The organism is Luteimonas sp. KH_071 (assembly GCF_057838005.1).
In genome coordinates this window covers 1,023,566-1,048,761 of sequence record NZ_CM174458.1, presented here as the reverse complement: position 1 = coordinate 1,048,761, position 25,196 = coordinate 1,023,566, and the positions used below count along the sequence as shown (strand labels likewise).

The following is a 25,196-nucleotide window of genomic DNA, read 5'->3' as shown; positions in this document are numbered from 1 at the left end:
GCATCGTGCCGGATCAGGCGTGTGCGTCGGGGCCCCACAACGCGGCATCGAGCGTGTCCGACGCCGGCATGCGCACCCGACCGCGCGTCACCGTGACGCCCTCGGCGCGCAGCCGATGGGCCTGCTCACGAAAACCAGGCGAGCCGTCCGGAAAGGCGATGCGGCCATCGCTGCGCACGATGCGGTGCCACGGCAGGTCCGGGTCGCCATGGTCGCGCAGCACCCGCGCGACCAGTCGCGCGCGTCCCGGCAGGCCGGCGCGGCGTGCGATGTGTCCATAGCCGGCGACGCTGCCTTTCGGCACCGCTCTGATTGCTTCGAAGATTCGCTGGCGAGCGATGACGTAGCCATCTTCGGATGCGCCCGTAGACGCGGCCATCGGCTTACGACTGGCCTTCCTGGCGTGCGAAATGGCGTAGCGCATGTTGTATGCGACCGATCAGGTAGAGCACAACGCCGCTCATGAAACCGCCGAAGGCGCCCCACATCAACAGCTGTGACGTCGCTCCTCCGACGGGTGGCATCGCGATGAAAATCGCCGCGCCGCAGGCCAAGCCGAAGAGGATCAGCAACAGACCGCACTTCAAATAGATATTGGTCAAGCCGAGTCGCGGCATTGGAACATCCTCGTCCGGGAGAACAACGACTCTAGCAAACGACCGACGCGTGCCGGCCGCGGCGCATCAGACCCAGCCGAAGTGGTGGAACATCCGGAACAGGCCGTAGGCGATGCCGCCGGACATCGGGATCGTCAGGATCCACGCCCAGATCATCTTGTTGACCACCGTCCACTTGATCGCGTTGAGGCGCTTGGCCGTGCCCACGCCCATGATCGCAGCGGAAATGTTGTGGGTGGTCGACACCGGGATGCCCATCGACGAGGCGGCAAGAATCACCGACGCAGCGCTGGTCTCGGCGGCGAAACCGTGGATCGGGTGCAGCTTGACCAGCTTGTGGCCCAGCGTCTTGATGATGCGCCAGCCGCCCGCGGCGGTACCGGCGGCCATGACCACGGCGCAGGTGATCTTGATCCACAGATCGATGTCACCTTCGGCGAGCGCGGCTTCCGATGGATGCAGGAACGCCAGCCAGGCCGGCAGGTTGTCGAGCGTGCCGACGCTCTGCGCACTCACCAGGGTCAGCGCGACGATGCCCATCGTCTTCTGCGCATCGTTCATGCCGTGGGCGAAGCCCATGCCGGCCGCCGAGACGATCTGGCTCTTGCCGAAGAACGCATTGACCCAGCGCGGCCGCGCGATGCGCGCAAGCACGCCACCGCTGCGCGCCATCATCGAGATCGCGAAGAACAGCACGCCCATCATCAGAAAGCCCGCGGCGAAGCCCAGCACCGGCGAACTGACCATCGGCACGATGACCTTCCAGAGCACGCCCGCGCTGTGCCAGACCGGCTGCGCGGGTTCGGACCAGATCACCACGTCGAAGTTGTTGGAGGCCGCGGCCAGCGCCGCACCGATCAGACCGCCGATCAGCGCATGCGAGGACGACGACGGCAGGCCCCACCACCAGGTGATGAGATTCCAGACGATGCCACCCAGCAGCGCGCACAGGATCAGCTGCGAGCCCACGTCGACGACGCCCGCATCGATCAGCCCGGAAGAAATGGTCTTCGCGACCGCGGTGCCCATTAGCGCGCCGATCAGGTTCATCGACGCGGCCAGGCCGACGGCCTGCATCGGCGAGAGCACTTTGGTGGCGACGACGGTCGCGATCGAGTTGGCGGTGTCGTGGAACCCGTTGATGTATTCGAACACCAGCGCGGTCGCGACCACGATCAGCACGAGGGTCAGCATGGAAGGCAGCCCGTCAGGAGTTCTTGAGCACGATCTCGTAGGCGACCACGCCGGCCTCACGGCAGCGGTCGATCGCCTTTTCGAGAATCTCGAAGAACTCCTTGAGCAGGAACATCTGCAGCGGATCGAGCTTGCCCGAATAGATGTCGCGGTAGAGCTCGAGCATCAGCCGGTCGGCCTCGTTCTCCAGCGCGCGCAGCTCGTCGTTGAGCGCCTTCATCGGCTCGAGCTTCATGCTGCGCAGGGTCTTGACCATCTTCACCACGACCGCGGACGCCTGTTCCAGCATCGCCGCGCGCGGCGCGAAGTCGATGTGCTCGAGATGCATCGTCGCCAGCGAATAGCGGTCGGCGAACTTCTCCACCTGCTTGGGAATCTTGTACAGCGCAGATCCCAGCGCCTCGATGTCTTCGCGCTCGATCGGGGTGATGAAGCTGTCGACCAGCGCCTGGCTGATCTTCTCCGACGCCTCGCGCTCGCGCATGCGCGCCAGCTTGAACGCGTCCAGCGCCGGCTGCCTGTCCGCCGCCTTGAGCATCGCGTGGAGGGCCACGGTGCTGTCGTGGGCGGCCACCGCGGCCTCCTCGAGCAGCGTGTAGAACTGGTTGCCTTGGCCGAAAATGGTTTGCAGGGAGAACATGCCGGACGCCTTGGAGTCGCGCGTCCGGGACCGGACGCTCTGCGCAAGGCGCGGATTATGACGGTTTCGTGACAGTCCGGGCCAGCCCGGATGGACCCGGCGTGTACGGCGGTCGTCACGGCCCAGCCTGTTATAGTCCGGCCCGCGCCTCCCTGCGCTGTTCATCTTTCACATGGACGACGACTCTAGACCGCCCCCCGCGACGCACACCGCCACCGCCTTCTTCGATGCTCCGCATCGCCCGTTTTCCGGCAGGAGGCTCCGGCAATGCTCGAACTGATCCTCATCGTCCTGGCCCTGATCGCCTGCAACGCGTTCTTCGCCTTGTCGGAAATGTCGGTGGTCACGTCGCGCAAGCCGCGCCTGAAGCAGCTCGCGGCGGAACACCGCAGCGCGCGCGCCGCGCTGGAACTGGCCGAACATCCCGAGCGCTTCCTGTCGACGGTGCAGGTCGGCATCACCACGATCGGCGTGCTGACCGGCATGCTGGGTGGCGATGCCCTGGGCACGCTGATCGGCACCTGGCTCGCATCCAGCCTGCCGATCCTGGGCACCTATGCCTCGACCGTCGGCACCGTGCTCGCCGTCAGCCTGATCACGTTCCTGACCATCGTCTTCGGCGAGCTGCTGCCCAAACGCCTGGCCCTGCTGGCGCCCGAACGCCTGGCATCGGTGGTGGCCCTGCCGATGCACTGGCTGTCGCGGGCCGCGACCCCCGCGGTCTGGCTGCTCAGCGCCAGTGTGCGCGGGATGCTCAAGCTGCTGCGTCTGGACAAGACCGAAGCGGCGCAGGTGTCGGAAGAAGAGATCCGCATGCTGGTGAGCGAAGGTCACGAGCAGGGCGTGATCGACGCCGACGAACGCAACATGGTCAACCGGGTGCTGACGCTCGGCGATCGCGACGCCGAGAGCCTGATGACGCCGCGCACGCGCATCGCCTGGCTCGACATCTCCGCCGGATTCGAAGAGAACCTGGCCGAGATGCGCGAGACGCCCTACTCGCGCTATCCGGTGTTCCGCGGCAACGATTCGGACGTGGTCGGCGTGCTCGAGATCAAGTCACTGATCGACCGGCTCGAGAAGAACGAGTTCGACCTGTTCAAGTACCTGCGCGAGCCGCTGTTCGTCTCCGAATCGACGCCCGCGATGAAGCTGCTCGAGATCCTGCGCGAGAACCAGCAATCGCTGGCGCTGGTGGTGGACGAGTACGGCGACATCGCCGGCATGGTCACGCTTAACGACGTCATGGAAGCCGTGATCGGCCGTACCCAGAGCAGCGGACTCGATGCGACGCCGCTGGTGGTGATGCGCGAGGACGGCTCGATGCTGGTCGACGGCACGCTGCCGACCGGCGCGCTGCGCGAACTGCTGGGCGGCGGACCCCTGCCGGGCGAGAACGAGCACATTTTCCATACCGCGGCCGGCATGACCATCGCGCGCTTCAGCCGTATCCCGAACGTCGCGGAGTACTTCGAATGGCACGGCTGGCGCATCGAAATCGTCGATCTGGATGGCCCGCGCGTCGACAAGCTGCTGCTGCAGCGCATCGCGGACGCGGACGCGGGCGGCGATGACGCCTGAGATCCCGTCGCGCGAGGAAGCCAGCACCCGGGAACTGCTCGCCGCAATGGCGCTGGGCGATCCCGGCGACCAGTTGCGCTTCACGGACCTGCTGACCGGACTGGGCAAACGTGTGTTCGGCATGATGCTGTTCGTCGCGACCCTGCCCGCCTTCATCCCGATTCCGGGCGTCGGCGGCGCGATCGGCGGTCCACTGGTCGCCTTGGTCGGCGCGCAGCTGTTGATGGGTCTGCGCAAGCCGTGGCTGCCGCGTTTCATCGCCGAACGCGGGCCCCACCGCAGCGCTGTGCAGCGCTTCGAGATCGTTGTCGAGCCGTGGCTGCGGCGCGTGGAACGCTTCAGCCGGCCGCGCCTGCCCGGCGTGCTCGACCACCGCGCCGCGACGATGTTCACCGGCCTGCAACTGGTGTTGCTGGGCGTGCTGCTGGCACTCCCGATTCCGTTCACCAATTACGTCTTCGGCCTGCTGCTGCTGGCTTACGCGCTGGCGCTACTGGAACGCGACGGCGCGTTGATGCTCTGGGCATGGGCGGGCGGCGTGGTCGCGATCGGGTTCTTCGGCGTCCTCAGCGGCACGCTGGCAACTGCCGCGAGCGAATGGCTGGCCCGCTTGTTCTGAGCGGCCTAGCGGAACCGGCCGACCGATTCGAGCATCAGATCCTGGCGCCGCGCCGCGTGTTCGGCAGCGCCGATCCTTCCGTGCGACAGCAGGGCGTCGAGCGCGGCCAGGCGCGCCTGCGTCGGCAGTTCCGGGAACGCCGCGTCCTGCTCGATGGTTTCCGGTGGCCACACGCGCCGATGCGCCAGCACCAGGCGCATGCTGACCAGGCTGGCGACAGCCCAGACGACCAGACCTGCCAGCAGGCAGAACATCTCGAGCGGCGACCACGTACCCATTGCGACATCCGTGCGCTTTCGGGGGCATGAGCATACCGCTGCGGGGGATCGGCTGCGTCTGGCGCCGACACCTTCTGCCTCGTGTCTGCTTCAGCGTCGGCAATCGCGTGGGAGCAGGCGACCCACCTTCACTCCAACAGCGCATCGAACGCCCGCGCGGGCAGCGGATGCCCGAGCCAGAACCCCTGCCCCAGATCGCAACCGCGCTCACGCAGCACGTCGAACTGGCCTTCCTTCTCGACACCTTCAGCAACGACCGTGATCCCGATGGAATGCGCCATCGAGATGATCGCAGTGGTGAGCGCCAGGTCATCGGGATCGCGCAGCACGTCGGCGACGAAACTGCGATCGATCTTGACGCCGTCGACCGGCACGCGGCGCAGATGGGTCAGGCCGGAGAACCCGGTGCCGAAGTCGTCGAGCCAGATCTTGACGCCGAGTGCGCGCAAGGCGCTCAGCAGCTGGCCGATCCGGGCCTCGTCACCGATCACCGCAGTCTCGGTCAGTTCCAGATGCAGATGACGCGGCGACAGGCCCGACTCGCGCAGCGCCGCTTCGACCTCGATGGCAAAAGCCGCGCCACGCAGCTGGCGCGGTGACACGTTGACCGCGACGAACAGCTCGGCCGACGCGGGGAACCGCTGCTGCCAGGCGCGCGCCTCGACGCACGCCGCGTGCAGCACCTGCGGGCCGATCACGTCGATCAGACCACTCTGCTCCGCCACGTCGATGAACACCGGCGGCGCGACATTGCCGAACTCCGGATGGGTCCAGCGCAACAGCGCCTCCACGCCGACGAGTGCCTTGTCCGCCATCCGGAACACCGGCTGGTAGGCCAGGCTCAGCTCGCCGCGGTCCCATGCACCACGCAGCTCGTGCTCCATGTGCATGCGCCGCTCCACCGCCTGGTCGATCGCCAGGCTGTAGAAGCGGTGACAGTTCTTTCCGGCCAACTTGGCCTGGTACATCGCGATGTCGCCGTTCTTGAGCAGCATTGCCGCGCTGGCGGCGTCGTCGGGGAATACGGTGATGCCGATCGAGATGCCGAGGAACACGCGGCGCCCTTCGATCTCGATCGGGCGCGCGACCTCTTCGGCCAACCGGGTCGCCAGTTGTCCGGCGACGGTGCGCAGATCGGCGTTGCTCGATTCTGGCAACTGCAACAGCACGACGAACTCGTCACCGCCGAAGCGCGCCAGCAGGGCGTCGGCAATGTCGAACTCGCGCACGGCGGCATCGATGCGCGCGGTGAACTGGATCAGCGCCGCATCGCCCGCGTCGTGGCCGAGCGTATCGTTGACGCGCTTGAAATCGTCGACGTCGGCGAACAGCAGCGCGAGCCGCCCGGCGGCGCCCTGCATCTCCAGCAGGCGCTGGTCCAGCGTTTCGCGCAGCGCCAGGCGATTGGCCAGTCCGGTCAGCGAATCGGTGTAGGCCATCCGGCGGATGTCGCGGTCGTGACGCGCAATGCTGTCGCGCATGCGGTCGAAGGCGCGCACCAGATCGCCGATCTCGTCACGCCGCCCGTCGACCGGCACAACCACGTCGTAATGCCCCGCCTCGATGCGCTGCGCGGCATCGGCGAGCTCGCGCACGGGACGCACCAGCCGGCGTTGCAGCATCGCCGCGACGAGTACGCCCAGCGCCACCAGCACGACCAGCAACAAGCCCACTGCGACCAGATGTCGCCGCGCGATCTCGTCCAGGCGTGTCTGCATCGTCGCGACCATCGCGTCCTCGTCCTGCTTCGCCGCCGCCAGCGAATACCCGATGCGCACACCGCCCAGGCGCTGGTCGCCGATCCGGATCGGCATCGACACGTCGAGGACGCGCCCGTCGCTCTGCATGTGCTGGCCGGTCGCGGCCACGACTTCAAGCGCGAACGCATCGTCCATGCGCTGGCCGTAGCGCTCGATGTCGCGGCTGCCGTCATGCACGATGTTGCCATCTGCGTCGTAGACGATCACGTAACTGACGTCCGGCTGCCGAAGCACGTTCCCGACCGCAGCGCCGATGGCCTCCAGATCGAAGTAGTACAGGGGATTGACCAGCGCGTCGGCGACCTGCGCCGAGACCGCTTCGCCACGCAGCAGCACCCGCTGCGATGCGAGCGCGTGCATCGAGCTCTGGCTCAGCGCCAGGATCTGTTTCTGCGCCTGGCTCTGCTGCTGCAGCACCAGCGCCACCGCGACGAGGCCGGCCAGCACGGCAGCGCCGACGAGCGCCAGGAACATGGCCTGCAGTCCGGTGCCCAGCTTCATTCCACCTCCGCGACGACCCGCGAAGCGCCGGCGCGCAGGATGTCGAGCTCGGCACGCGTCGCGGCATCCATCGGAAGGAATGCGGTGGTGCGGAAAAACTGGCGCAGCGCGTCGACCGCCGCCGGGTCGGCGCTGGCCTCGATCAGCACCTCGCGCAGCCGCGCGCTCACGCGGGCGTCGATATCACCGCGCACCATTTCGATGGCCCGCGGAAACGGTGCGCTCTCACCGAAGATCACGAAATCGCGCTTGAACGACGGCGGCACGCGGCGGTCACTGTCCCAGTCGAGGTTGCTCATCGCGCCAGCATCGACGAGTCGCTTGTGCACCCAGGAAGACATGTTGAGCTCGGAACGCGCGAACAGGTAGCCGACCGAGCGCGGCTCGGGCTGGTCGCGCGGCGACAACAGGATCTCGAGCTTCATGCCCCGGGCCAGCAGCTCGGCGGCCGGCACGAAGTAGGCACTGGTCGACTGCCGGTTCTGGAACACGATGCTGCGCCCGCGCAGATCGTCGAGCGACTGGATGCCGCTGTCGCGCCGGGCGAAATAGAGGGTGTGGTAATGGCTGACGCCATTGCGCTCGGTCAGCAGCAGCGGGACTGCGCCCGCACGCGCCTCGAGCAGCGTTGCACCGCCCGCAGTCTCCGTGACCCAGTCCACGCGTCCACGGCGCAGGTAGCTCTGCATCTGCTGGGCATCACGGGCCATCAGGACGCGGCCCTCGGTAATGCCGACGTCCCCCATGCGCGCGACCACGTAATCGAGCAGCGGCTTGAGCTGCTCGTAATGCGCTTTGGGGTCATCGCTGATGCGCCCCAGCACCAGGACGTTGCGCGGCTCGGCAGCCTGCACCGGCAACGCCGCGGCCATGACCGTCAGCAACACACCCGACAGAAGCCGTCGAAGGAAGTGGCGCGGGTCCAAGGCGGGTCCGATTGGCAGGAGCGAAGCGGCAAGCCTAGCGGAAGCGATTCGCCGGCAACAGCCGTCGCGACTCAGCCGTTGTCGCGGTCGTGGGCCAGCCGCGCCATGCGCTGGGCATCGGCCAGGATGCCGCGCAGCAGCCGCACCTCCTTCTGGTCGAGACCGGTGCGGACGAACAGTCGCCGCAGCTTGCGCATCGCCGAATCGGGCGTGCGCCCCTTGTGGAAATCGATGTCCTCGAGCGTGTCTGCGAGCTGGCCGAAGAAGCCCTCCAGCTCGGCGTGCGGCACAGCGTCCGGATTGACCGGCGCGATCGTCGCGGCCGCGTCGCCGGCGCCCTCGCCCAGCAGCGCGAGCCGCACTTCGTAACTCAGCACCTGCACCGCCGCGGCCAGGTTCAAGGAGCTGTAATCGGGATTGGCCGGGATATGCACCGCGGCGTGACACAGCTGCAGTTCCTCGTTCTCCAGCCCGGTGCGCTCGCGCCCGAACACCAGCGCGACCTCGCCACCCCCTGCGGCTTCGGCATGCGCGGACGCGGCGGCGTCGCGAGGGCGCAGCTCGCGCAGCTGCACGCGGCGGCTGCGCGCGGTGCAGCCGAGCACCAGCCGGCAATCGGCGACGGCTTCGGCCAGCGTCGCCACTTCGACTGCGGCGTTGAGCACATCCTCGGCGCCGGCGGCCATCATGTCGGCCTCGTTGTGCGGGTATTTCTGCGGCGCCACCAGCACCAGCCGGTGCAGGCCCATCGTCTTGATCGCGCGCGCGGACGAGCCGATGTTGCCGGGGTGCTGGGTGCCGACGAGCACGATGCGGATACGGGTGGCGAGGCCGTTGGCGGCGGAGGCGTCCATGTCGGACTCGGGATTCAGGGGCGCTTGCATGGCGCGAATGGTAAACTGCGCGACCGGCCCAGCGCCGGTACTGCTCTTTATTCCCTCGATCCTGCCCGCGCCCGGAGTCGTCCGCGATGCTTCAACCTGCTGTCAATGTCATGGTCAAGGCGGCGCGCGCCGGCGGTGGCGTCCTGTTGCGCAACATGCACAAGCTCGATGCGCTCAACGTCGTCGAGAAAGCGCGCCACGACTACGCGAGCGAGGTCGACGGCCTCGCCGAAGAAGCGATCGTCAAGGAACTGCGTCGCGCCTATCCCGAGTACGCCGTGCTCGGCGAGGAAGGCGGGGCCAAGCCCGGTCGCGGCGGCGGAAGCCGCTTCACCTGGGTCATCGATCCGCTCGACGGCACCAGCAACTATCTGCGCGGCCTGCCCCACTGGTGCGTGTCGATCGCCCTGGTCGAAGGCGGCGAGCCGGTGCATGGCGTGATCTTCGACCCGCTGCGCAATGAGCTGTTCACCGCCACGCGCGGCGCCGGCGCACAGCTCAACGAGCGTCGCATCCGCGTGTCGGAGCGCCGCGAACTGACCGGCGCGATGCTCAGCACCGGTTTCGCGCCGCGCGAGCGCAAGCGCGTCGGCGCCCAGCTGCGCGCCGTCGAGGCCCTGCTCGAGTCGGCCGAGGACGTGCGCCGCACCGGTTCGGCTGCGCTGGATCTGGCTTATGTCGCCGCGGCCCGCACCGACGGCTACTTCGAGGCTGGCGTGCACCCCTGGGATATCGCCGCCGGCGTGCTGCTGGTCCGCGAGGCCGGTGGCCGCATCAGCGACTTCAAGGGCGCCGCGGGCGGCCCCTTGAACGTGGCGTTCGCCGGCGGCCGCCAGGTCGTGGCCGGCAACGTCCACATCGTCGCGCCACTGCAGAAGACGCTGGTCGACTCGGGTTACGCGAAAGAATTCGCCTGAGGGCGGTCACTCCTCGCGGGTGATGCGTCACTCGTAAACGCAACAGGCCGCGCATTGCGCGGCCTGTTGCGTTTGGACCCGGTCACTGCCGACGGCGTATGCACGTCATGCAGCGGCGCCCGTCTGTCCTGGCGCGTGCATCCGCGCGCAGCCGGTTGAAAACACTACACCGGACCCGCACCCCGGATGCCGTTCGCCAGACAGCACGAGGCCGCGCATTGCGCGGCCTCGTGCTGTGTATCGATTTACGAATCAACGGTCCGCTTATGGACGACGCGCGAGCGCTTCCTCATCCCGTGCCTTGGGCAGCAGATCCTGCTTGGTCACCCGCAGCACGCCGTAGGTCAGCAGCGGGCACGCGATCAGGATCGACGACACCGTGGCGACGACCGCGCCCAGCATCTGCGTCAACGCCAGGCCTTCGAGCGAACCACCGCCGTAGAGGAACAGTGCGAACACCGACAGGAAGAACACCAGCGAGGTGATGATGGTGCGCGACAGCGTCTGGTTGATAGATCGGTTGAACACTTCCAGCGGATCGGCGCGCAGGCCGCGGAAGTTCTCGCGAACGCGGTCGAAGACCACGATGGTGTCGTTGATCGAGAAGCCCATCACCGACAGCAGGCCCGCGAGCACGGTCAGGTCGAACTCGCGACCGGTCAACGCGAACAGAGCGGCGACCACCGCGACGTCGAACAGCGTGGTGATGCTGGCGACGACCGCGAACTTCCATTCGAACCGGAAGCTGATGTAGAGCAGGAAGCCCACCAGCACGAAGATGGCGGCGTAGATCGCGTTCTTGCGCAGGTCCCCGGACACCTGGGCGCCGATCGACTCGGTGCTCAGGATCTGACCGGGATTGTCGGCCGTCGTCGCCGCGTCCAGCACGTGCTGCGCCAGTTCGGTGTTGTCGGCGATGTGCGCGATGTCATCCGCCGCGCGCACCCGGATCAGCAGGTCGTTGCCGCTGCCGTAGGTCTGCACCTGGGCGTTCTCGATCTCCGCGTCCTGCAGGCGCTCGCGCACTTCGTCGACGCTCACCGGATTCTCGAACCGCACGTTCACCGCGGTGCCGCCGGTGAAGTCGAGCGCGAAGTTGAAGCCCTTGAGGCCGATCACCGCGAAAGACCCGACGAGCATCAGCAAGGCGACGGTGATGAACACATGGCGGAACCGCATGAAATCGATGCGGGTGTTCGCGGGGACGAGGGTCAACGGGAAAATTTTCATGGGGTCTCTCCCGTCAGATCGCCAGGGACTTGAGCTTCTTGCGCGGCGCGTAGATCAAGGTGACCAGCGCGCGCGAGACGACGATTGCAGTGAACATCGAGGCGACGATACCGATCACCAGCGTGACCGCGAAGCCCTGCAGTGGACCGGTGCCGAACGCGTACAGCGCGATGCCCGCGATCATGCCGGTGAGGTTGGAGTCGAAGATCGTGTCCGACGCCTTCTCGTAGCCGGTCACGATCGCCGCCTTCGGCGGCATGCCTGCGCGAAGCTCCTCGCGGATGCGCTCGTTGATCAGCACGTTGGCGTCGACCGACAGGCCGATCGACAGCGCCAGACCGGCGAAGCCCGGCAGCGACATCGTGGCGCCGAACAGCGACATCACCGCGACCACGATCAGCAGATTCAGGATCAACGCCAGACAGGTCACGATGCCGAACATGCGGTAATAGAACATGAAGAAGATCAGGGTGAACACAAACGCGTAGAGCACGGCGGTGATGCCGCGCTCGACGTTTTCGGCGCCCAGGCTCGGGCCGACCACGCGCTCTTCGACGAAGTCCATCGGCGCGGCCAGCGCACCCGCCTTGAGCTGCTGGGCGAGATCGTTGGCTTCATCGCGGCTCAGGCCGGTTGTGCGGAATTCACGACCGAACACGCCCTGGATGGTCGAGGAACTGATCACGCGCTCGACGCTGCGTGCCGAACGCACTTCCTCACCGTCGACGATGCGCACGGTGGGAATGCGCTCGACATACACGATACCCAGACGCTGACCGACGTTCTGCAACGTGTGGTCGAGCATGCGCTTGCCACCGGCGCTGTTGAGCGTGATGCCGACGGCGGGCATCCCATTCTCGTCAGTCTGCGGATTGGCGTTGATCAGCTGGTCGCCCTGCACCAGGATGCGCCGCGACAGCAGCAGCGGCGTGCCGGCGTCGTTGTAGTAGATACGCGAATCGGCCGGGATATTGCCCGACGCGACGGCCGCGGCAGCCTGGTTCTCGTCGCCGGTCACGGCGCGGAACTCCAGCGTGGCGGTCGCGCCGATCAGACGCTTCGCTTCGGCGGTGTCCTGCAGGCCCGGCAACTGGATGACCAGACGGTCTTCGCCCTGGCGCTGCAGCACCGGTTCGGAGACGCCGATCGAGTTGATGCGGTTGGAGATCACGGTGCGGTTCTGCTCGACCGCGTCGGTCGCGATGCGCCCGATCTCGCCCGAGGACAGGCGTACGGTGATGCGGTTGCCGTCGGCCAGCACCTGCGGACCGCTGCCGCCGACCACCTGGCCCGAGGCGCTGGCGAGGCTGTCGATGATCTGCGTGCGCGCGGCGTTGACGTCGGCACCTTCGACCAGCACCACGCCGATCGTGTTGTCGGGGCGTCGCTCGACACTGGAATACCCGATACGCGCATCGCGCAGCACGGTGCGGATGCCGTCTGCATAGCCTTCGACGCGCTTCTGCAGCGCCGCGGCCTGGTCGACCTGCATGACGAAGTGCACGCCGCCCTGCAGATCCAGGCCCAGGGTCATCGGACGCGCGCCCAGCTTGTCGAGCCAGTCCGGCACGGTCGATGCGAGATTCAGCGCGACCGAATAGTTCTCGCCGAGCACCGGGCGCAGCGTGTCGGATGCGAGTGTCTGCGCGTCCGAATCGGACAGGCGGACCAGCAGATGGTCCTCGTCCATCTCGGTGCCGATCGGGGTCACGCCGGCGGCCGTGAGCAGCCCGTCGACCCGCGCCTTCAGCGCCTCGTCGATGCGCGCCTCGCTGGTGCTCGGGGTGATCTGCACCGACGGGTTCTTCTGGTAGGCATTTGGCAGCGCGTACAGCGCAGCCAAGACCAGCACCACCAGGATGAGGGCGTATTTCCAGCGCGGGAATTCAAGCATTGCGGATACCGTCTCGCAGAATTTTCATGATCGCTCTCGCCCTCACCCCTTGCCCTCTCCCGCACGCGGGAAAGGGGGAGTCGGTGCCGAGCGGGACAGCGCCCACCGAGCAACCGGGATCGTCCCGGCCGCGTCGTCCGGTTACGCCGATTTGAGGGTGCCCTTGGGCAGCACGTTGCCGACCGCACCCTTCTGCACGCGGATTTCCACGCGCTCGGCGATCTCGATCGTCAGGAAGCTGTCGCCGATGTTGCGCACGACGCCGGCGATGCCGCCGTTGGTGATGACTTCGTCGCCGACCGACAGCTTCTCGAGCATCGCGCGGTGTTCCTTGGTGCGCTTCATCTGCGGGCGGATCATCAGGAAGTACATGATCGCGATCAGGATGATCGGGAAAGCCAGCGTCGACAGCAGGCTGGGGCCTGCGCCCGGAGCTGCGGCAGCGGCGTGGGCGGGGGCGATCACAAGGTCCAGCAGATTCATCGGGGCATCCATGAGTCGAAAACAGACAGCGGGCGATTATGACACGGCCGGGCGCGGACGCAGGCCGGGCAGCGGGTGAATGGGCGGTGGTGGGGCCGAGGACGTCGCCGTGACGGCTCAGGCGCCCGGATTCCCCGCCCGGGCGCTGTAGAAAGACTCCCGGAACGCGGCAAAGGTTCCCGCGGCGATCGCGGCGCGCATGTCGGCCATGAGCTTCTGGTAGTACCAGAGGTTGTGCAGGGTGCCCAGCATCGGGCCGAGCATTTCGCCGCAGCGGTCCAGGTGCCGCAGGTAGGCGCGGGTGAAGCCGCCGCTGCAGGCCTCGCAGCCGCAGCCCTCTTCGATGGGGCGCAGGTCCTTCTCGAACTTCGCGTTGCGGATGCGGATCACGCCGGTGGATGTGAAGAAATGCCCGTTGCGCGCGTTGCGGGTGGGCATCACGCAGTCGAACATGTCGACGCCGCGCGCGACCGCCTCGACCAGATCCTCCGGCCGGCCCACACCCATCAGGTAGCGCGGGCGGTCTTCCGGCAGCTGTGGCGCGGTGTGGTCGAGCATCGCGTTGCGCTCGTCCTCGGTCTCGCCGACCGCGAGGCCGCCGATCGCGTAGCCGTCGAAGCCGATGTCCTTCAGACCCTCGGCCGAGCGCGTGCGCAACTCGTGGTGCACGCCGCCCTGCACGATACCGAACAGCGCCGCATCATTGCCTTCGTGCGCGCGCTTGGAGCGCGCGGCCCAGCGAAGCGACAGCTCCATCGACTTCTCGACCACGCGCGGATGCACCGGCTTGCCGTCGATCTGCACCGGCGGGCACTCGTCGAAAATCATCACGATGTCCGAATCGAGCACCTTCTGGATGCGCATGCTTTCCTCGGGCCCGAGGAACACTTTCGCGCCGTCGGTCGGCGCCGCGAAGGTCACGCCTTCCTCGGTGATCTTGCGCTTGTGCGCGAGCGAGAAGACCTGGAACCCGCCGGAATCGGTGAGGATCGGCTTGTCCCAGCGCGCGAAGCCGTGCAGGCCGCCGTGCGCCTCGATGACCTCGAGCCCCGGCCGCAGGTACAGATGGAAGGTGTTGCCGAGGATGATCTCCGCGCCCAGCGCACGTACCTGCTCGGGCAACACGCCCTTGACCGTGCCGTAGGTGCCGACGGGCATGAAGGCCGGGGTTTCGATGGTGCCGCGCGGGAACGTCAGGCGCCCGCGGCGCGCGACGCCATCGGTGGTGATCAGCTCGAACTGCAATCTGGACATGGAGACTCTTGGGGGCGGGCGACGGTCAGGCGGCGGGCGCGGGTGCGCCCCACAGCAGCATCGCGTCGCCATAGGAGAAGAACCGGTACCGTGCCTGCACCGCATGGTCGTAGGCGGCAAAGACGCGGTCCTTGCCGGCGAAGGCCGAGACCAGCATCAGCAGCGTGGATTCGGACAGATGGAAGTTCGTCACCATCGCGTCGACGCTGCGGATGCGGTAGCCGGGGAAGATGAAGATCTGGGTTTCGCCGGCAAAGGGATGCAATTCGCCGTCGACACTGGCGCTTTCCAGTGCACGCACGACGGTCGTACCGACCGCGATTACCCGGCCGCCCGCTTCGCGCGTGCGGCGGATCTGCGCGACGAGTTCGGCGCCGACGTTGAGCCACTCGCTGTGCATGCGGTGCTCGCGCACGTCCTCGACCCGCATCGGCAGGAACGTGCCCGCCCCGACATGCAGCGTGACATGGCCGAACTCGACGCCGCGATCACGCAGACGCGCCAGCAGCGCATCGTCGAAATGCAGGCCCGCGGTGGGCGCGGCGACCGCGCCGATCTCGCGCGCGAACACGGTCTGGTAGCGCTCGGCGTCGTCCCGGCCCGGCTCGCGGCGGATGTAGGGCGGCAGCGGCATGCGCCCGGCCTTGAGCAGCCAGGATTCGAGCGTGTCGTCGAGTTCGAACCGCAGGTGGTAGAAGCCTTCGTCGCGCGACAGCACCTCGGCGCTGCCGCCGGCATCGAGCTGGATGCGGCCGCCGGGCTTGGGCGACTTGCTGGCGCCGATCTGCGCACGCGCCTCGTTGCCGGGCAGCAGACGCTCGATCAGGATTTCCACGCGCCCGCCGCTGTCCTTCTGTCCGAACAGCCGCGCGGGAATCACCCGCGTGTCGTTGAAGATCAGCAGATCGCCTGGCTGCAGCAGATCCGGCAGGTCGCGGACATGCCGATCCTCGAACGCGCCATCGCCGGACGGCACGACCAGCAGCCGGCTTGCCGAGCGCTCGGCCAGCGGCGCCTGCGCGATCAGCGCTTCGGGCAGGTCGAAATGGAAATCGGACTTCTTCAAGGGATGGGTGGAGGAATGCGGGGGGACATTGTAATGAAGGTGGCAGCTCGAGCCCCTCTCCCTCTGGGGTGAAGAGACACGTTTGCGAGCCACTGGCTCGCGTGTCGCTGAACGCCCTCGCGGCAACGCGAGGGCCGGGGCGCGGAGCGGGGGTTGGAATGCGTGTCTGTCTCGCGACGGTGCAGGCGCTTCCGGCGGCTTGAGCCTCTCTCCCATCGGGAGAGGGGTTGGGGTGAGGGCGCTTCTCGCATCGGCTTGAAAGAACACACACTGCAGGCAACGCCCCAGCCCTCACCCCACCATCGGCATCCGCCGATGGTCCTCCCCTCTCTCGGAGGGAGAGGGGCCAAGGTGTCTCCGCCGCGGACGGAGACGCTTATCTCTCGAATTTCGTCGACAGGATGATCGACGATGTCGTCCGCTCGACCCCCTCGACGCAGCCGATGCGGTCGGTCAGTTCATCCATGTCGGCGACCGTCGGCACCACGCCGAGCGCGATCAGGTCGTAGGGCCCGCTGACCGAGTGCAGGGCCCGCACCGCGCTGATCGCCCGCAGCGCGGTGATCACCGGGGTCATCTGTCGCGGGCGCACGGTGATCATGATCTGGGCGCGGATGTGGCCCTGCTCGAAATCCTCGCGCACCCGCACCGTATAGCCGCTGATCACGCCTTCGCGCTCGAGCCGTTCGATCCGGCTCTGCACGGTGGTGCGCGACAGCCCCAGACGGCGCGCGATCTCCGCCGTCGACAGCCGTGCGTTCTCGCGGAGCAGGATCAGCAGCTGGACATCGGCGGACTCGGGGGACATGGGCGCAACCTGTTTCGGCGATCTGCCGAAATTCTACGCATCCGTCGGCGTTCCGTCGCTTCCGTTCGACAGAATCGTCCAGATAATGGAAAGACCGTCGGCTCGACCCGCAGCCGCACGGCATCGCCGACCGCGGCCAGCATCCGATGCCGGCCCTCCCCGACGTCCCAAGGAGCGATTCGCATGTCCGTCATCCAGATCCTCGCCGCGCTGCGCGCCCATGGCGGCACGCGCCGCACCACCGGTCTGCCGGACGATGTGCTCGAACGCTTCGCCGCGACGCACCCCGACCTCGTCGAGGCCGCCCGCGCCGCCGCCGATGCGCATGCCGCAGTGGCTCGGGAATTTCCGGAACTGCTCGAGCTCGACGAAGACGCGCAGGCGCGCGCCGTGCAGGCCGGCTATATCAACTTCTATGCCGGCGACGCGGTGAATCCGTATGTCGCGCTGACCGCACGCGGCCCCTGGGTCGTCACGCTCAAGGGCGCCGTGCTCCACGATTCGGGCGGCTACGGCATGCTCGGCTTCGGCCACACGCCCAAGGACGTGATCACAGCGATGGCGCAGCCGGTGCCGATGGCCAACATCATGACCCCGAGCCTGTCGCAGCTGAAGCTCGACCGGGCCCTGCGCCGCGAGATCGGCCATACCCGCGACGGCGGCTGCCCCTTCAGCCACTTCCTCTGCCTGAACTCCGGCTCCGAATCGGTCGGCTTGGCCGCGCGCATCGCCGACATCAACACCCGCACCCAGACCGATCCTGGTGGCCGCCACGCCGGGCGCACGGTCAAGCGCATCGTGGTCAAGGGCAGCTTCCACGGCCGCACCGAGCGCCCGGCGCTGTATTCCGATTCCTCACGCGCGACCTACAAGAAGTATCTCGCGAGTTTCCGCGACGAGAATTCGCTGATCACGATTCCACCCTACGACGCCGACGCGCTGCGCCAGGCGTTCGCCGATGCGGATGCCAACGGCTGGTTCGTCGAGGCCGTGTTCCTGGAGCCGGTGATGGGCGAAGGCGACCCGGGCCGCGCGTTGCCGCCGGCGTTCTATGCCGTCGCGCGCGAACTCACCCGCGCCCACGGCAGCCTGCTGCTGGTCGATTCGATCCAGGCCGGTCTGCGTGCGCACGGCGTGCTGTCGGTCGTCGACTATCCCGGCTTCGAGAGTCTCGACGCGCCGGACATGGAAACCTATTCGAAGGCGCTCAACGCCGGCCAGTACCCGCTGTCGGTGCTAGCGGTGACCGAGCACGCCGCACAGCTCTACAAGAGTGGTGTGTACGGCAACACGATGACCGCCAATCCGCGTGCGCTGGATGTCGCCTGTGCAGTGCTCGCGCAGCTCACGCCCGACGTACGCGCGAATATCCGCGACGCCGGCCGCAAGTCGGTCGAAGCGCTCGAGACGCTCAAGGCCGAGCTCGGCGGACTGATCACCAAGGTTCAGGGCACCGGCCTGCTGTTCTCCTGCGAACTCGCGCCGCAGTTCAAGTGCTACGGCGCCGGCTCGACCGAAGAATGGCTGCGCGAACAGGGCCTGGGCGTGATCCACGGCGGCACCAACTCGCTGCGCTTCACCCCGCACTTCAACATCGACGACGCCGAGATCGCGTTGATGGTGTCGATGGTCGGCAAGGCGCTGCGCGAAGGTCCGCGCCAGTCGAGCGCTGCTGCGGCCTGACCTGGGCCTGCAACGATCGCCGACTTCCGGGAAGCCGATCGGACCCGTGTGCACGCACGCGGGCCATTCGACTAATCTGCATCGATTCCATGGAAGGAAGTCGATGTGGCGTCTGCCCCCGGATCCAATCACGGACGTCGCGCGACGCACCTGTTCGCGGGCGATACGTTCGCGCGCATCGCATCCGCGAGCTTCACGTTGCTGCTCGGCATCGCAGTGCTGCACGGGCTGCTCGCGCGTGAAATGCGCGCGCCTGACCAACCCGCTGCCACATTCGAGGTGGTGTTCCTGAGGCCGCCACCGCTGCCGTTGGTCACTCCCGCGCCACCGGACGCGCTCGGGGTCACCGGTGCGCGCACACGGTCGCCGCCTCGCTCGACAGCACCGATCCACGCAGCATCCGACACATCAACGGACACGGGGCACACATCGCCCGACGCGGCCCTCCGCCTCGCGTACGGCACATTGCTGGGCGACGTCGCGCCGATCGCATTCGCCGAACGCCTGCCGGGCCAGCGGGATGTGTACCGAACGCCGTTCGAATCGCGTCCGGAGCGCTTCCGGATGCGGCGACAGATCACACCGGAGGATGTCGTGCGCGGCTTCGCGCAACTCGTGGGCCTGTGGCCGCCCGGCTACACCGACAGTCCGTGCCCGGCGATCCGAGGGCTCATCGCGACGACACCCGAGGTGCCGTCGCCCCTTGAACTTGCGCTGCTGCAGGACGCGGTGCTGGCGCGCGAGCAGTTCTGCAGTTGAACCGCGACGCGGCCCGCGCTCACTTCGCGTCGAAGCCCCCGATCGCCGAGCGCATCACCGCCTTCGCTTCGTCCACCCCACCCCAGCCGCGCAGTTCGACGCGGTTGCCGCCGTCCGGCAGATCCTTGTAGACCCGGAAGAACGCTTCGATGCGATCGCGCTCCATCGCCGGCAGATCGTCGAGCGTGCGGATGCCGGCGTACGTGGGATCCACGTCGTCGGCCGGCACGCCGATGATCTTCTCGTCGGCGTCGCCGCCGTCGACCATCCGCAGCACGCCCAGCGGGCGGAAGCGGATCAGTACGCCCGGATACAGCGGCGCGCGTGTCAGCACCAAGGCATCGAGCGGATCGCCGTCACCGGCGTGCGTGCCGGGCATCGAGCCGTAGTTCGCCGGGTACGCCATCGGCATCGACAGGAACCGGTCGACATGGATGCGGCCCTCGGCATCGCTCTCGTACTTGGTGAAGCCGCCAGCTGGAATCTCGACCCGCAGCATCGCCTCGTCCGGTGCGGTTTCCGGCTGGCGATCGTGCGCGGGCGGTGTCGCGGCAATCGCGCCAAGCGGCATCGCGCATGCGAACGATGCAGCAAGCAGCGTTGCAAGAATTCGACTCCGCACGTGCATCACTCCCAGCACCGGTCGGCACGACCCTTGAGGGTTTCCTCACGGGTGCAGTCGCGCGGGTCGATCCGGCCTTCGGTGATCTCGTGCAGCGTGCGTGTCTGCGGCGTGGCGCCGCGGATCTCGAACGCGTCGTACAGGCGGCCGGTCGCGGTGCGTGATTCGTAGTGCAGGGTCTCGCCGTCGAGGCGGATCACCTGGAACAGCTGGGTGTCCTCGGCGGTGGGATCCATGTCGCGGCGCGCGCCGTCCGACAACCGGTACTGCTTCGCGCCGACCACCGACACCAGGTACTGCGGGGTCGCGCGCGCCGGGTCTTCGCCGGCGCGGCGGCCATAGACGTGGTCGTGTCCCTGCAGCACCAGGTCGACCCGTTGCCGCTCGAGGACCGGCAACACGTGATCGCGCAGCGCGACGTTGTCGCGGTCCTGGCGCGGCGAATACATCGGCTGGTGGATCAACGCGATCGACCAGGGATGCGGATTGGCCGAGAGCGTCTGGTCGAGCCATGCGGCCTGCGCTTCGGCGGTGCCAAGATCCAGCGCGGAGGTGCCATCGAGCACCACCACGCGCACGCCCTGGTAGTCGAACCAGTAGCTCGTCGCCTCGGCGCCCGGCGCGCCATTGGCCGGCAGCGCGAACGTGCGCGACCAGTGGCCGCCGAGCACGCGCCGCTCCTGCGGCGTGTCTTCGAACTCTTCCCAGTACTCGTGATTGCCCGGTGCCGGCGCGTTGACGACCATCGTCGCCAGCGGGCCCACGGCGTCGAACCACTCGCCCCACTCGTTGTCGTCTTCGCCGTCGCCGCCACTGACCAGATCGCCGGCGAACAGCGCGAGCCTGGCGTCGGGCGCCTGCCGGTGCGCCTCCCGCAATACACGCGTGCTCAGGCTGGCGTTCTTGTTCTGGGTGTCGCCGAAATACAGCAGCGTCAGCGGTGCACCCGCCGCAGCCGCGGTGCGCGTCTGCATCCACGGACTCCATGTGCCACCGCCCTGCACGCGCCAGGCGTAGAGCGTATCGGGCTGCAGGCCATCGACATCGGCGTGATGGAATTCCGCGGCGCCGTTCTCGCCATCCAGGGTCGTGCTGCGCGCCGCGACGCGGCGACGCGGCCCCATATCCGGCGAGTCGCCAGCGACGACGATCTCCACGACGGGCGCATCAATGACGGGCGACGACTGCGCCGGCAATGCCGTCCGCCAGGACACGCCGAACCCCGTCGATGCTTCCTGCGCCGGCGTGGCGACGATGCGATCGGGGAATACGCTCGGCGCGTAGCGCATGACGCCTGCGGGTACGAGGGTGTTCGGCTCGACACGTGTCTCGCCCGCGGCGCCGACATGGAGCGGCATCGCGAACAGAGCAGCGCTCAGCAGCAGGAAACGGGGCAGGCGTGCGGGCAGCGCGTGTGTCATGGGTGGTGTGTCCTCGTGTAGAGCCGCATCCGCTGCAAGCGAGTACGTCGCAGAGCGTGGATGTCGAAAGATCGGGCAGAGAGATGATGCGGCGATCGCCACCTCACCGTCGCATCGATGTCGCGGGACGGTCATGCGCATCGGCACAGCGCGTCATGATCGACGCGCGAGATTGCAGCCACGTTGCACGTGGGCTGCGACATCGCACTGACGCACCGCCACAACAGAAGTGTCATCGAAGCGTCGCAAGATGCCGACCCCAGGGGGAACAGGGCGTCGCCGACGCGCGACGCACGCCACAACACAGACCAAGCAACGCACGCCGCGCTCCGCGACGTGGCGGCTGCGGCTTCGCCATGCCCCCGACACACGCATCCCTCATCGGAGTCCCCATGTCATCCAGTCGTACCGTCCTCGCCGCGGCCATCGCAGCCACGCTCGCCCTGGCCTGCCCGCAGCCTGCCACCGCACAGTCGTCGAGCGTCGACACGATTGCAGCCATGGCCAACACGATCGTCGGCAAGGTCAGCGAAGCCTCCCGCGGCGTGTCACTCGAAGGCGCGATCGTGACTGTCGATGGCCGCCAGGTCAGTACCGATCGCGAGGGCTACTTTCGCGTGACCGGCCTCGCGCCGGGGCGCTATCCATTGCAGGTGGACTATCTGGGCTACACGCGGCACCAGACCGAAGTCGTCGTGGGGGACACGCGCGGTGCACAGGTGGAGGTCACGCTGCGCAGCACCGTCGCCGCGACCGACATGGGTGTGGTCGAAGTGCGGGCCAGCCGTGACGCACAGGCCATGGCGCTCAACCAGCAACGTGCGTCGACGAACTACGTCAACGTGGTCTCGGCCGATCTGCTCGGCCAGTTCCCCGACAACAACATCGCCGAATCCACGCAACGAATTCCGGGCGTGTCGATCGAGCGCGACCAGGGTGAAGGTCGCTACGTGACGGTGCGCGGCGCGCCGAAAGAGTTCACGACGGTCACCATCGACGGTGTGCAGCTGGCCAATCCCGATGCCACCAGCCGGGGCGTCGAACTCGACACGATTCCCTCGGACGTCATCGCCGCGCTGGAAGTCACCAAGGCGATCACCCCCGACATGGACGGCGACGCGATCGCCGGCAACATCAACATCCGCACGCAGAGTGCGCTGGACCGCGAAGGACTGACGCTGCGCGCCTCGCTTGCGGGCGGCAAGTACCAGCTCGGCGACGGCGACAACCAGCGCTACAACGCGACCGTGGGCAACCGCTTCGGCGCCGAGCAGAACATCGGCGTGCTCATCTCGGGCTCGATCAGCAAGCAGGGCCGCTTCACCGACAACGTGGAAACGCTCTACACCCGCATCGGCGAAGACGTGTTCGCGCCGAGCGAGATCCAGGTCAAGGATTACGAAGGCCTGCGCACCCGCAAAGGCATCACCGGCCGTTTCGATTACCGCATCAATCCGGACAACCTGGTCTATTTCGTCGCATCGGACTCGAACTTCGTGGACCGCGAGTTCCGCGACAACCTGATCATCGCACTCGACAACTTCGCGCCCGACGCCGGCGAGACCACCGGCCGCGCGCGCGCGACCTTCGACAAGGAGCTGCGCGAGCGCACCTACGACAAGAGCATCCGCACCTACAACCTGGCCGGCGAACATTTTCTCGGTGATGCCTGGAAGCTCGACTGGCAGGCCTCGCAGAGCCGTGCCACCAAGACCACCAGCCCGCGCATGCAGTACATCTTCCGCTCCAGCGTGCGCCCGCAATTCGAATACGACTACGCGAATCCGGATTTCCCGACCTGGACCATCATCGGCCGCCCGGACGCGCCGGCGACCGGCGTCAACCTGCCGGAGAACTGGTACGCGTTCCGTCGCCTCAACGACCGCTATGAGTACGGCGAGGAGAACGAGAACGCGCTGCGCCTTGATCTGGGGCGCCAGCAGACCTTTCTGGGCGACAGCGGCGACCTCAAGTTCGGCGTGAGGGCGCGTCAGCGCGACAAGATGTTCGACGACGAGCGCTTCCGTAACGGCAGCACCTCGGATTTCGCCGGCCTGGGCATCGGCTATTCCGACATGCTGTGCGACAGCCTGTCGAACAACTTCGATTATTTCCTGACCGGCCGCCGCTTCTGCCGAGACATCTTCGACAGATACGCAGGTCCGCTGCTCGAGAGCGCCAACAACACACGTCTCATTCCCGACTCTTTGACCGGCGACTATCAGGCCGAAGAGAACGTCTATGCGGGTTATGCGCGCCTCGATGCCAACTGGGACGCGCTGACGATGATTGCCGGTGTGCGTTACGAGCGCACCGAGCTCGAAGGCAGCGCATTGCAGTTCGACGAAGACAGTGGCGAGGTGCTGCCGCAGACCGCGAGTCGCAGCTATGGCAACGTGCTGCCGAGCCTGCACTTCCGCTACGAGGCCAATCCGGATTCCATCCTGCGCGCCTCCTACTCCACCGCGATCAACCGCCCGGACTTCATGCACACCGCACCTTACCGGGTGATCGGCGAGGCGGACGATCTCAACGTGATCGCCATCAGCGAAGGCAACCCGATGGTCCGCGAAGCATTCGCGCACAATCTGGACCTGTCGTTCGAACACTACCTGCGTCCGCTCGGCCTGATGTCGGCAGCGCTGTTCTACAAGCGCATCGACGACCCGCTGTTCGTCGCCTCACGCGACGAGGCCGCCGGTCCCGGCCAGATCTTCCAGATCACCCGTGCCGAAAACGGCGAGAATGGTCGCATCTACGGCGCGGAACTGTCCTGGCAGCAGACCTTCGACATGCTGCCGGGCGCGCTGTCGGGGCTGGGCGTCTACGCCAACTACACCTACGCGAAGTCGAAAGCCGAGCTGCCGTTCGATCTGGGCGAAACCGAACTGCCGGGCACCTCGCGGACGAACTACAACTTCGCGCTGACCTACGAAATGCGCGGCCTCAATGCCCGCCTGGCCTACAACTACCGTTCGAAGTTCATCCAGTCCTTCGACATCACCAATCCCGAGCTCAACGTCTACTGGAACGACCGCGCGAGTCTCGACTTCTCGACCAGCTACGCGCTTGGCGCCGGCTGGAGCGTCTTCGGCGAGGTCAACAACATCCAGGACACGAAGCAGATCCGATTCCAGGGCCAGCGCAACCGCGTACTGGAAATGGAGGGCTTCGGCCGCTCGTGGCTGGCAGGCGTGCGCTACCAGTTCTGATCCATCGCCGCACCGTGCATGACGAGGGGCCGGCATATCCGGCCCCTCTGCGTTTCGGCCGCGAAACCGCGACTGCCGATGACGCATGCGATCCTATGGGCATCGCTTCCGCACAGGTCATGCCATGAAAACCGTCGAAGTCCGTCATCCGCTGGTGCAGCACAAGCTCGGCCTGATGCGCCGCGCCGACAACAGCACCAAGACCTTCCGCGAGCTGTCAGCCGAGGTCGCGACCCTGTTGACCTACGAGGCGACAGCGGATTTGGAGACCGAAGAAGCCGAGGTCGAAGGCTGGGCGGGCACCGTGCGCGTGCGCCGCATCAAGGGCCGCAAGATCACCCTGGTACCGATCCTGCGCGCCGGCCTAGGCATGCTGCCGGGTGTGCTGGACCTGATTCCCGCAGCCAAGGTCAGCGTGGTCGGCATCAAGCGCGACGAGGATTCGCTCGAAGCCGTGCCCTATTACGAGAACCTGGTCGGTGACATGGCCGACCGCACCGCGCTGATCCTCGATCCGATGCTGGCCACCGGCGGCACCCTGATCGCGACGGTGTCGATGCTCAAGGCCGCCGGCGCGAGCCGCATCAAGGGCCTGTTCCTGGTGGCCGCGCCGGAAGGCCTGCGCGCGCTCGAAGCCGCGCATCCGGATGTGGAGGTCTACACCGCGTCGATCGACGAGCGCCTCAACGAGAAGGGCTACATCCTGCCCGGCCTCGGCGATGCCGGCGACAAGATCTTCGGCACGCGGGTGGATTGAGGGCCAACGCCAGCAGCCGTCTGGCGTCACGCCCTTGCTGACGCGGATCAGCGCGCCCCGTGCAGGCGCGCGCTCGCGTGTGATGCGGCA

23 protein-coding genes are annotated in these 25,196 nt (G+C 67.2%); 7 read left to right on the top strand and 16 right to left on the bottom strand.

Going from position 1 to position 25,196, the window contains the following annotated elements:
• Positions 1–13: 13 nt before the first annotated feature.
• The 4 genes from AC3IRM_RS04845 to AC3IRM_RS04830 form a co-directional block, all read right to left on the bottom strand.
• Positions 14–424 (bottom strand): MGMT family protein, encoded by a 411-nt coding sequence (locus AC3IRM_RS04845; RefSeq protein ID WP_489205115.1) that lies wholly within the window; start codon positions 422–424, stop codon positions 14–16.
• A complete protein-coding gene (locus AC3IRM_RS04840; protein ID WP_489205114.1) occupies positions 384–602 on the bottom strand; it encodes a hypothetical protein in 219 nt (72 codons plus the stop codon). Before AC3IRM_RS04840 ends, AC3IRM_RS04845 begins: the two co-directional genes overlap by 41 nt.
• An 81-nt stretch (positions 603–683) precedes the next feature.
• Entirely contained in the window at positions 684–1,811 is a 1,128-nt protein-coding gene (locus tag AC3IRM_RS04835) for an inorganic phosphate transporter (RefSeq protein WP_489205113.1), read from the bottom strand.
• 13 nt (positions 1,812–1,824) lie between these two features.
• Entirely contained in the window at positions 1,825–2,451 is a 627-nt protein-coding gene (locus AC3IRM_RS04830; protein ID WP_310153682.1) for a DUF47 domain-containing protein, read from the bottom strand.
• Between the two features lie 267 nt (positions 2,452–2,718).
• Between AC3IRM_RS04830 and AC3IRM_RS04825 the strand changes: the two genes are divergently transcribed.
• Entirely contained in the window at positions 2,719–4,032 is a 1,314-nt protein-coding gene (locus AC3IRM_RS04825) for a hemolysin family protein (RefSeq protein ID WP_489205112.1), read from the top strand.
• Complete coding sequence (locus tag AC3IRM_RS04820) at positions 4,022–4,651, top strand: exopolysaccharide biosynthesis protein (RefSeq protein WP_489205111.1); 630 nt, start codon at positions 4,022–4,024, stop codon at positions 4,649–4,651. Before AC3IRM_RS04825 ends, AC3IRM_RS04820 begins: the two co-directional genes overlap by 11 nt.
• Positions 4,652–4,656: 5 nt before the next feature.
• Here the strand turns inward: AC3IRM_RS04820 and AC3IRM_RS04815 are convergent, their stop codons facing one another.
• The 4 genes from AC3IRM_RS04815 to AC3IRM_RS04800 all read right to left on the bottom strand — a co-directional run bounded on the left by AC3IRM_RS04815 (position 4,657) and on the right by AC3IRM_RS04800 (position 9,000).
• On the bottom strand, positions 4,657–4,929 hold the full coding sequence (locus AC3IRM_RS04815) for a hypothetical protein (protein ID WP_489205110.1): 273 nt from the start codon (positions 4,927–4,929) through the stop codon (positions 4,657–4,659).
• A gap of 128 nt (positions 4,930–5,057) precedes the next feature.
• Entirely contained in the window at positions 5,058–7,190 is a 2,133-nt protein-coding gene (locus tag AC3IRM_RS04810) for a putative bifunctional diguanylate cyclase/phosphodiesterase (protein ID WP_489205109.1), read from the bottom strand.
• A complete protein-coding gene (locus AC3IRM_RS04805; RefSeq protein WP_489205839.1) occupies positions 7,187–8,062 on the bottom strand; it encodes a phosphate/phosphite/phosphonate ABC transporter substrate-binding protein in 876 nt (291 codons plus the stop codon). Before AC3IRM_RS04805 ends, AC3IRM_RS04810 begins: the two co-directional genes overlap by 4 nt.
• A 125-nt stretch (positions 8,063–8,187) precedes the next feature.
• The gene (locus AC3IRM_RS04800) at positions 8,188–9,000 is read right to left on the bottom strand and encodes an RNA methyltransferase (protein WP_489205108.1); all 813 of its coding nucleotides are present in this window, start codon (positions 8,998–9,000) and stop codon (positions 8,188–8,190) included.
• Positions 9,001–9,086: 86 nt separating this feature from the next.
• On the opposite strand from AC3IRM_RS04800, the gene AC3IRM_RS04795 reads away from it, so the two are divergent.
• A complete protein-coding gene (locus tag AC3IRM_RS04795; protein WP_489205107.1) occupies positions 9,087–9,917 on the top strand; it encodes an inositol monophosphatase family protein in 831 nt (276 codons plus the stop codon).
• 264 nt (positions 9,918–10,181) lie between these two features.
• Here the strand turns inward: AC3IRM_RS04795 and secF are convergent, their stop codons facing one another.
• From secF to AC3IRM_RS04765, 6 genes are all read right to left on the bottom strand, one after another.
• Entirely contained in the window at positions 10,182–11,147 is a 966-nt protein-coding gene (gene secF / locus AC3IRM_RS04790; protein ID WP_489205106.1) for a protein translocase subunit SecF, read from the bottom strand.
• A 13-nt stretch (positions 11,148–11,160) separates the two neighbouring features.
• Positions 11,161–13,041: a protein translocase subunit SecD gene (gene secD / locus AC3IRM_RS04785; protein WP_489205105.1), complete on the bottom strand. Its 1,881-nt coding sequence runs from the start codon at positions 13,039–13,041 to the stop codon at positions 11,161–11,163.
• Between the two features lie 141 nt (positions 13,042–13,182).
• Positions 13,183–13,524, bottom strand: a complete 342-nt coding sequence (gene yajC / locus AC3IRM_RS04780) for a preprotein translocase subunit YajC (RefSeq protein ID WP_232116452.1) — start codon at positions 13,522–13,524, stop codon at positions 13,183–13,185.
• A 117-nt stretch (positions 13,525–13,641) separates the two neighbouring features.
• Positions 13,642–14,778 (bottom strand): tRNA guanosine(34) transglycosylase Tgt, encoded by a 1,137-nt coding sequence (gene tgt, locus AC3IRM_RS04775; RefSeq protein ID WP_489205104.1) that lies wholly within the window; start codon positions 14,776–14,778, stop codon positions 13,642–13,644.
• A 25-nt stretch (positions 14,779–14,803) separates the two neighbouring features.
• Positions 14,804–15,844 (bottom strand): tRNA preQ1(34) S-adenosylmethionine ribosyltransferase-isomerase QueA, encoded by a 1,041-nt coding sequence (queA, locus tag AC3IRM_RS04770; protein WP_489205103.1) that lies wholly within the window; start codon positions 15,842–15,844, stop codon positions 14,804–14,806.
• 376 nt (positions 15,845–16,220) lie between these two features.
• Positions 16,221–16,652, bottom strand: coding sequence for an Lrp/AsnC family transcriptional regulator (locus AC3IRM_RS04765; RefSeq protein WP_489205102.1), 432 nt, complete (start codon positions 16,650–16,652; stop codon positions 16,221–16,223).
• A gap of 183 nt (positions 16,653–16,835) precedes the next feature.
• Between AC3IRM_RS04765 and AC3IRM_RS04760 the strand changes: the two genes are divergently transcribed.
• Entirely contained in the window at positions 16,836–18,335 is a 1,500-nt protein-coding gene (locus AC3IRM_RS04760; protein WP_489205101.1) for an aminotransferase class III-fold pyridoxal phosphate-dependent enzyme, read from the top strand.
• A gap of 198 nt (positions 18,336–18,533) precedes the next feature.
• Positions 18,534–19,094, top strand: coding sequence for a hypothetical protein (locus AC3IRM_RS04755; protein ID WP_489205100.1), 561 nt, complete (start codon positions 18,534–18,536; stop codon positions 19,092–19,094).
• 19 nt (positions 19,095–19,113) lie between these two features.
• Here the strand turns inward: AC3IRM_RS04755 and AC3IRM_RS04750 are convergent, their stop codons facing one another.
• Together AC3IRM_RS04750 and AC3IRM_RS04745 are read right to left on the bottom strand one after the other, a co-directional pair.
• The gene (locus AC3IRM_RS04750) at positions 19,114–19,722 is read right to left on the bottom strand and encodes an inorganic diphosphatase (RefSeq protein WP_489205099.1); all 609 of its coding nucleotides are present in this window, start codon (positions 19,720–19,722) and stop codon (positions 19,114–19,116) included.
• Positions 19,722–21,137, bottom strand: coding sequence for a purple acid phosphatase family protein (locus tag AC3IRM_RS04745; protein WP_489205098.1), 1,416 nt, complete (start codon positions 21,135–21,137; stop codon positions 19,722–19,724). Before AC3IRM_RS04745 ends, AC3IRM_RS04750 begins: the two co-directional genes overlap by 1 nt.
• A 392-nt stretch (positions 21,138–21,529) precedes the next feature.
• On the opposite strand from AC3IRM_RS04745, the gene AC3IRM_RS04740 reads away from it, so the two are divergent.
• Positions 21,530–24,349 carry a TonB-dependent receptor gene (locus AC3IRM_RS04740; RefSeq protein WP_489205097.1) on the top strand — a complete coding sequence of 940 codons (2,820 nt, stop codon included), beginning with the start codon at positions 21,530–21,532 and terminating at the stop codon, positions 24,347–24,349.
• Positions 24,350–24,473: 124 nt separating this feature from the next.
• The gene (upp, locus tag AC3IRM_RS04735; protein ID WP_489205096.1) at positions 24,474–25,106 is read left to right on the top strand and encodes a uracil phosphoribosyltransferase; all 633 of its coding nucleotides are present in this window, start codon (positions 24,474–24,476) and stop codon (positions 25,104–25,106) included.
• Positions 25,107–25,196 lie beyond the last annotated feature (90 nt).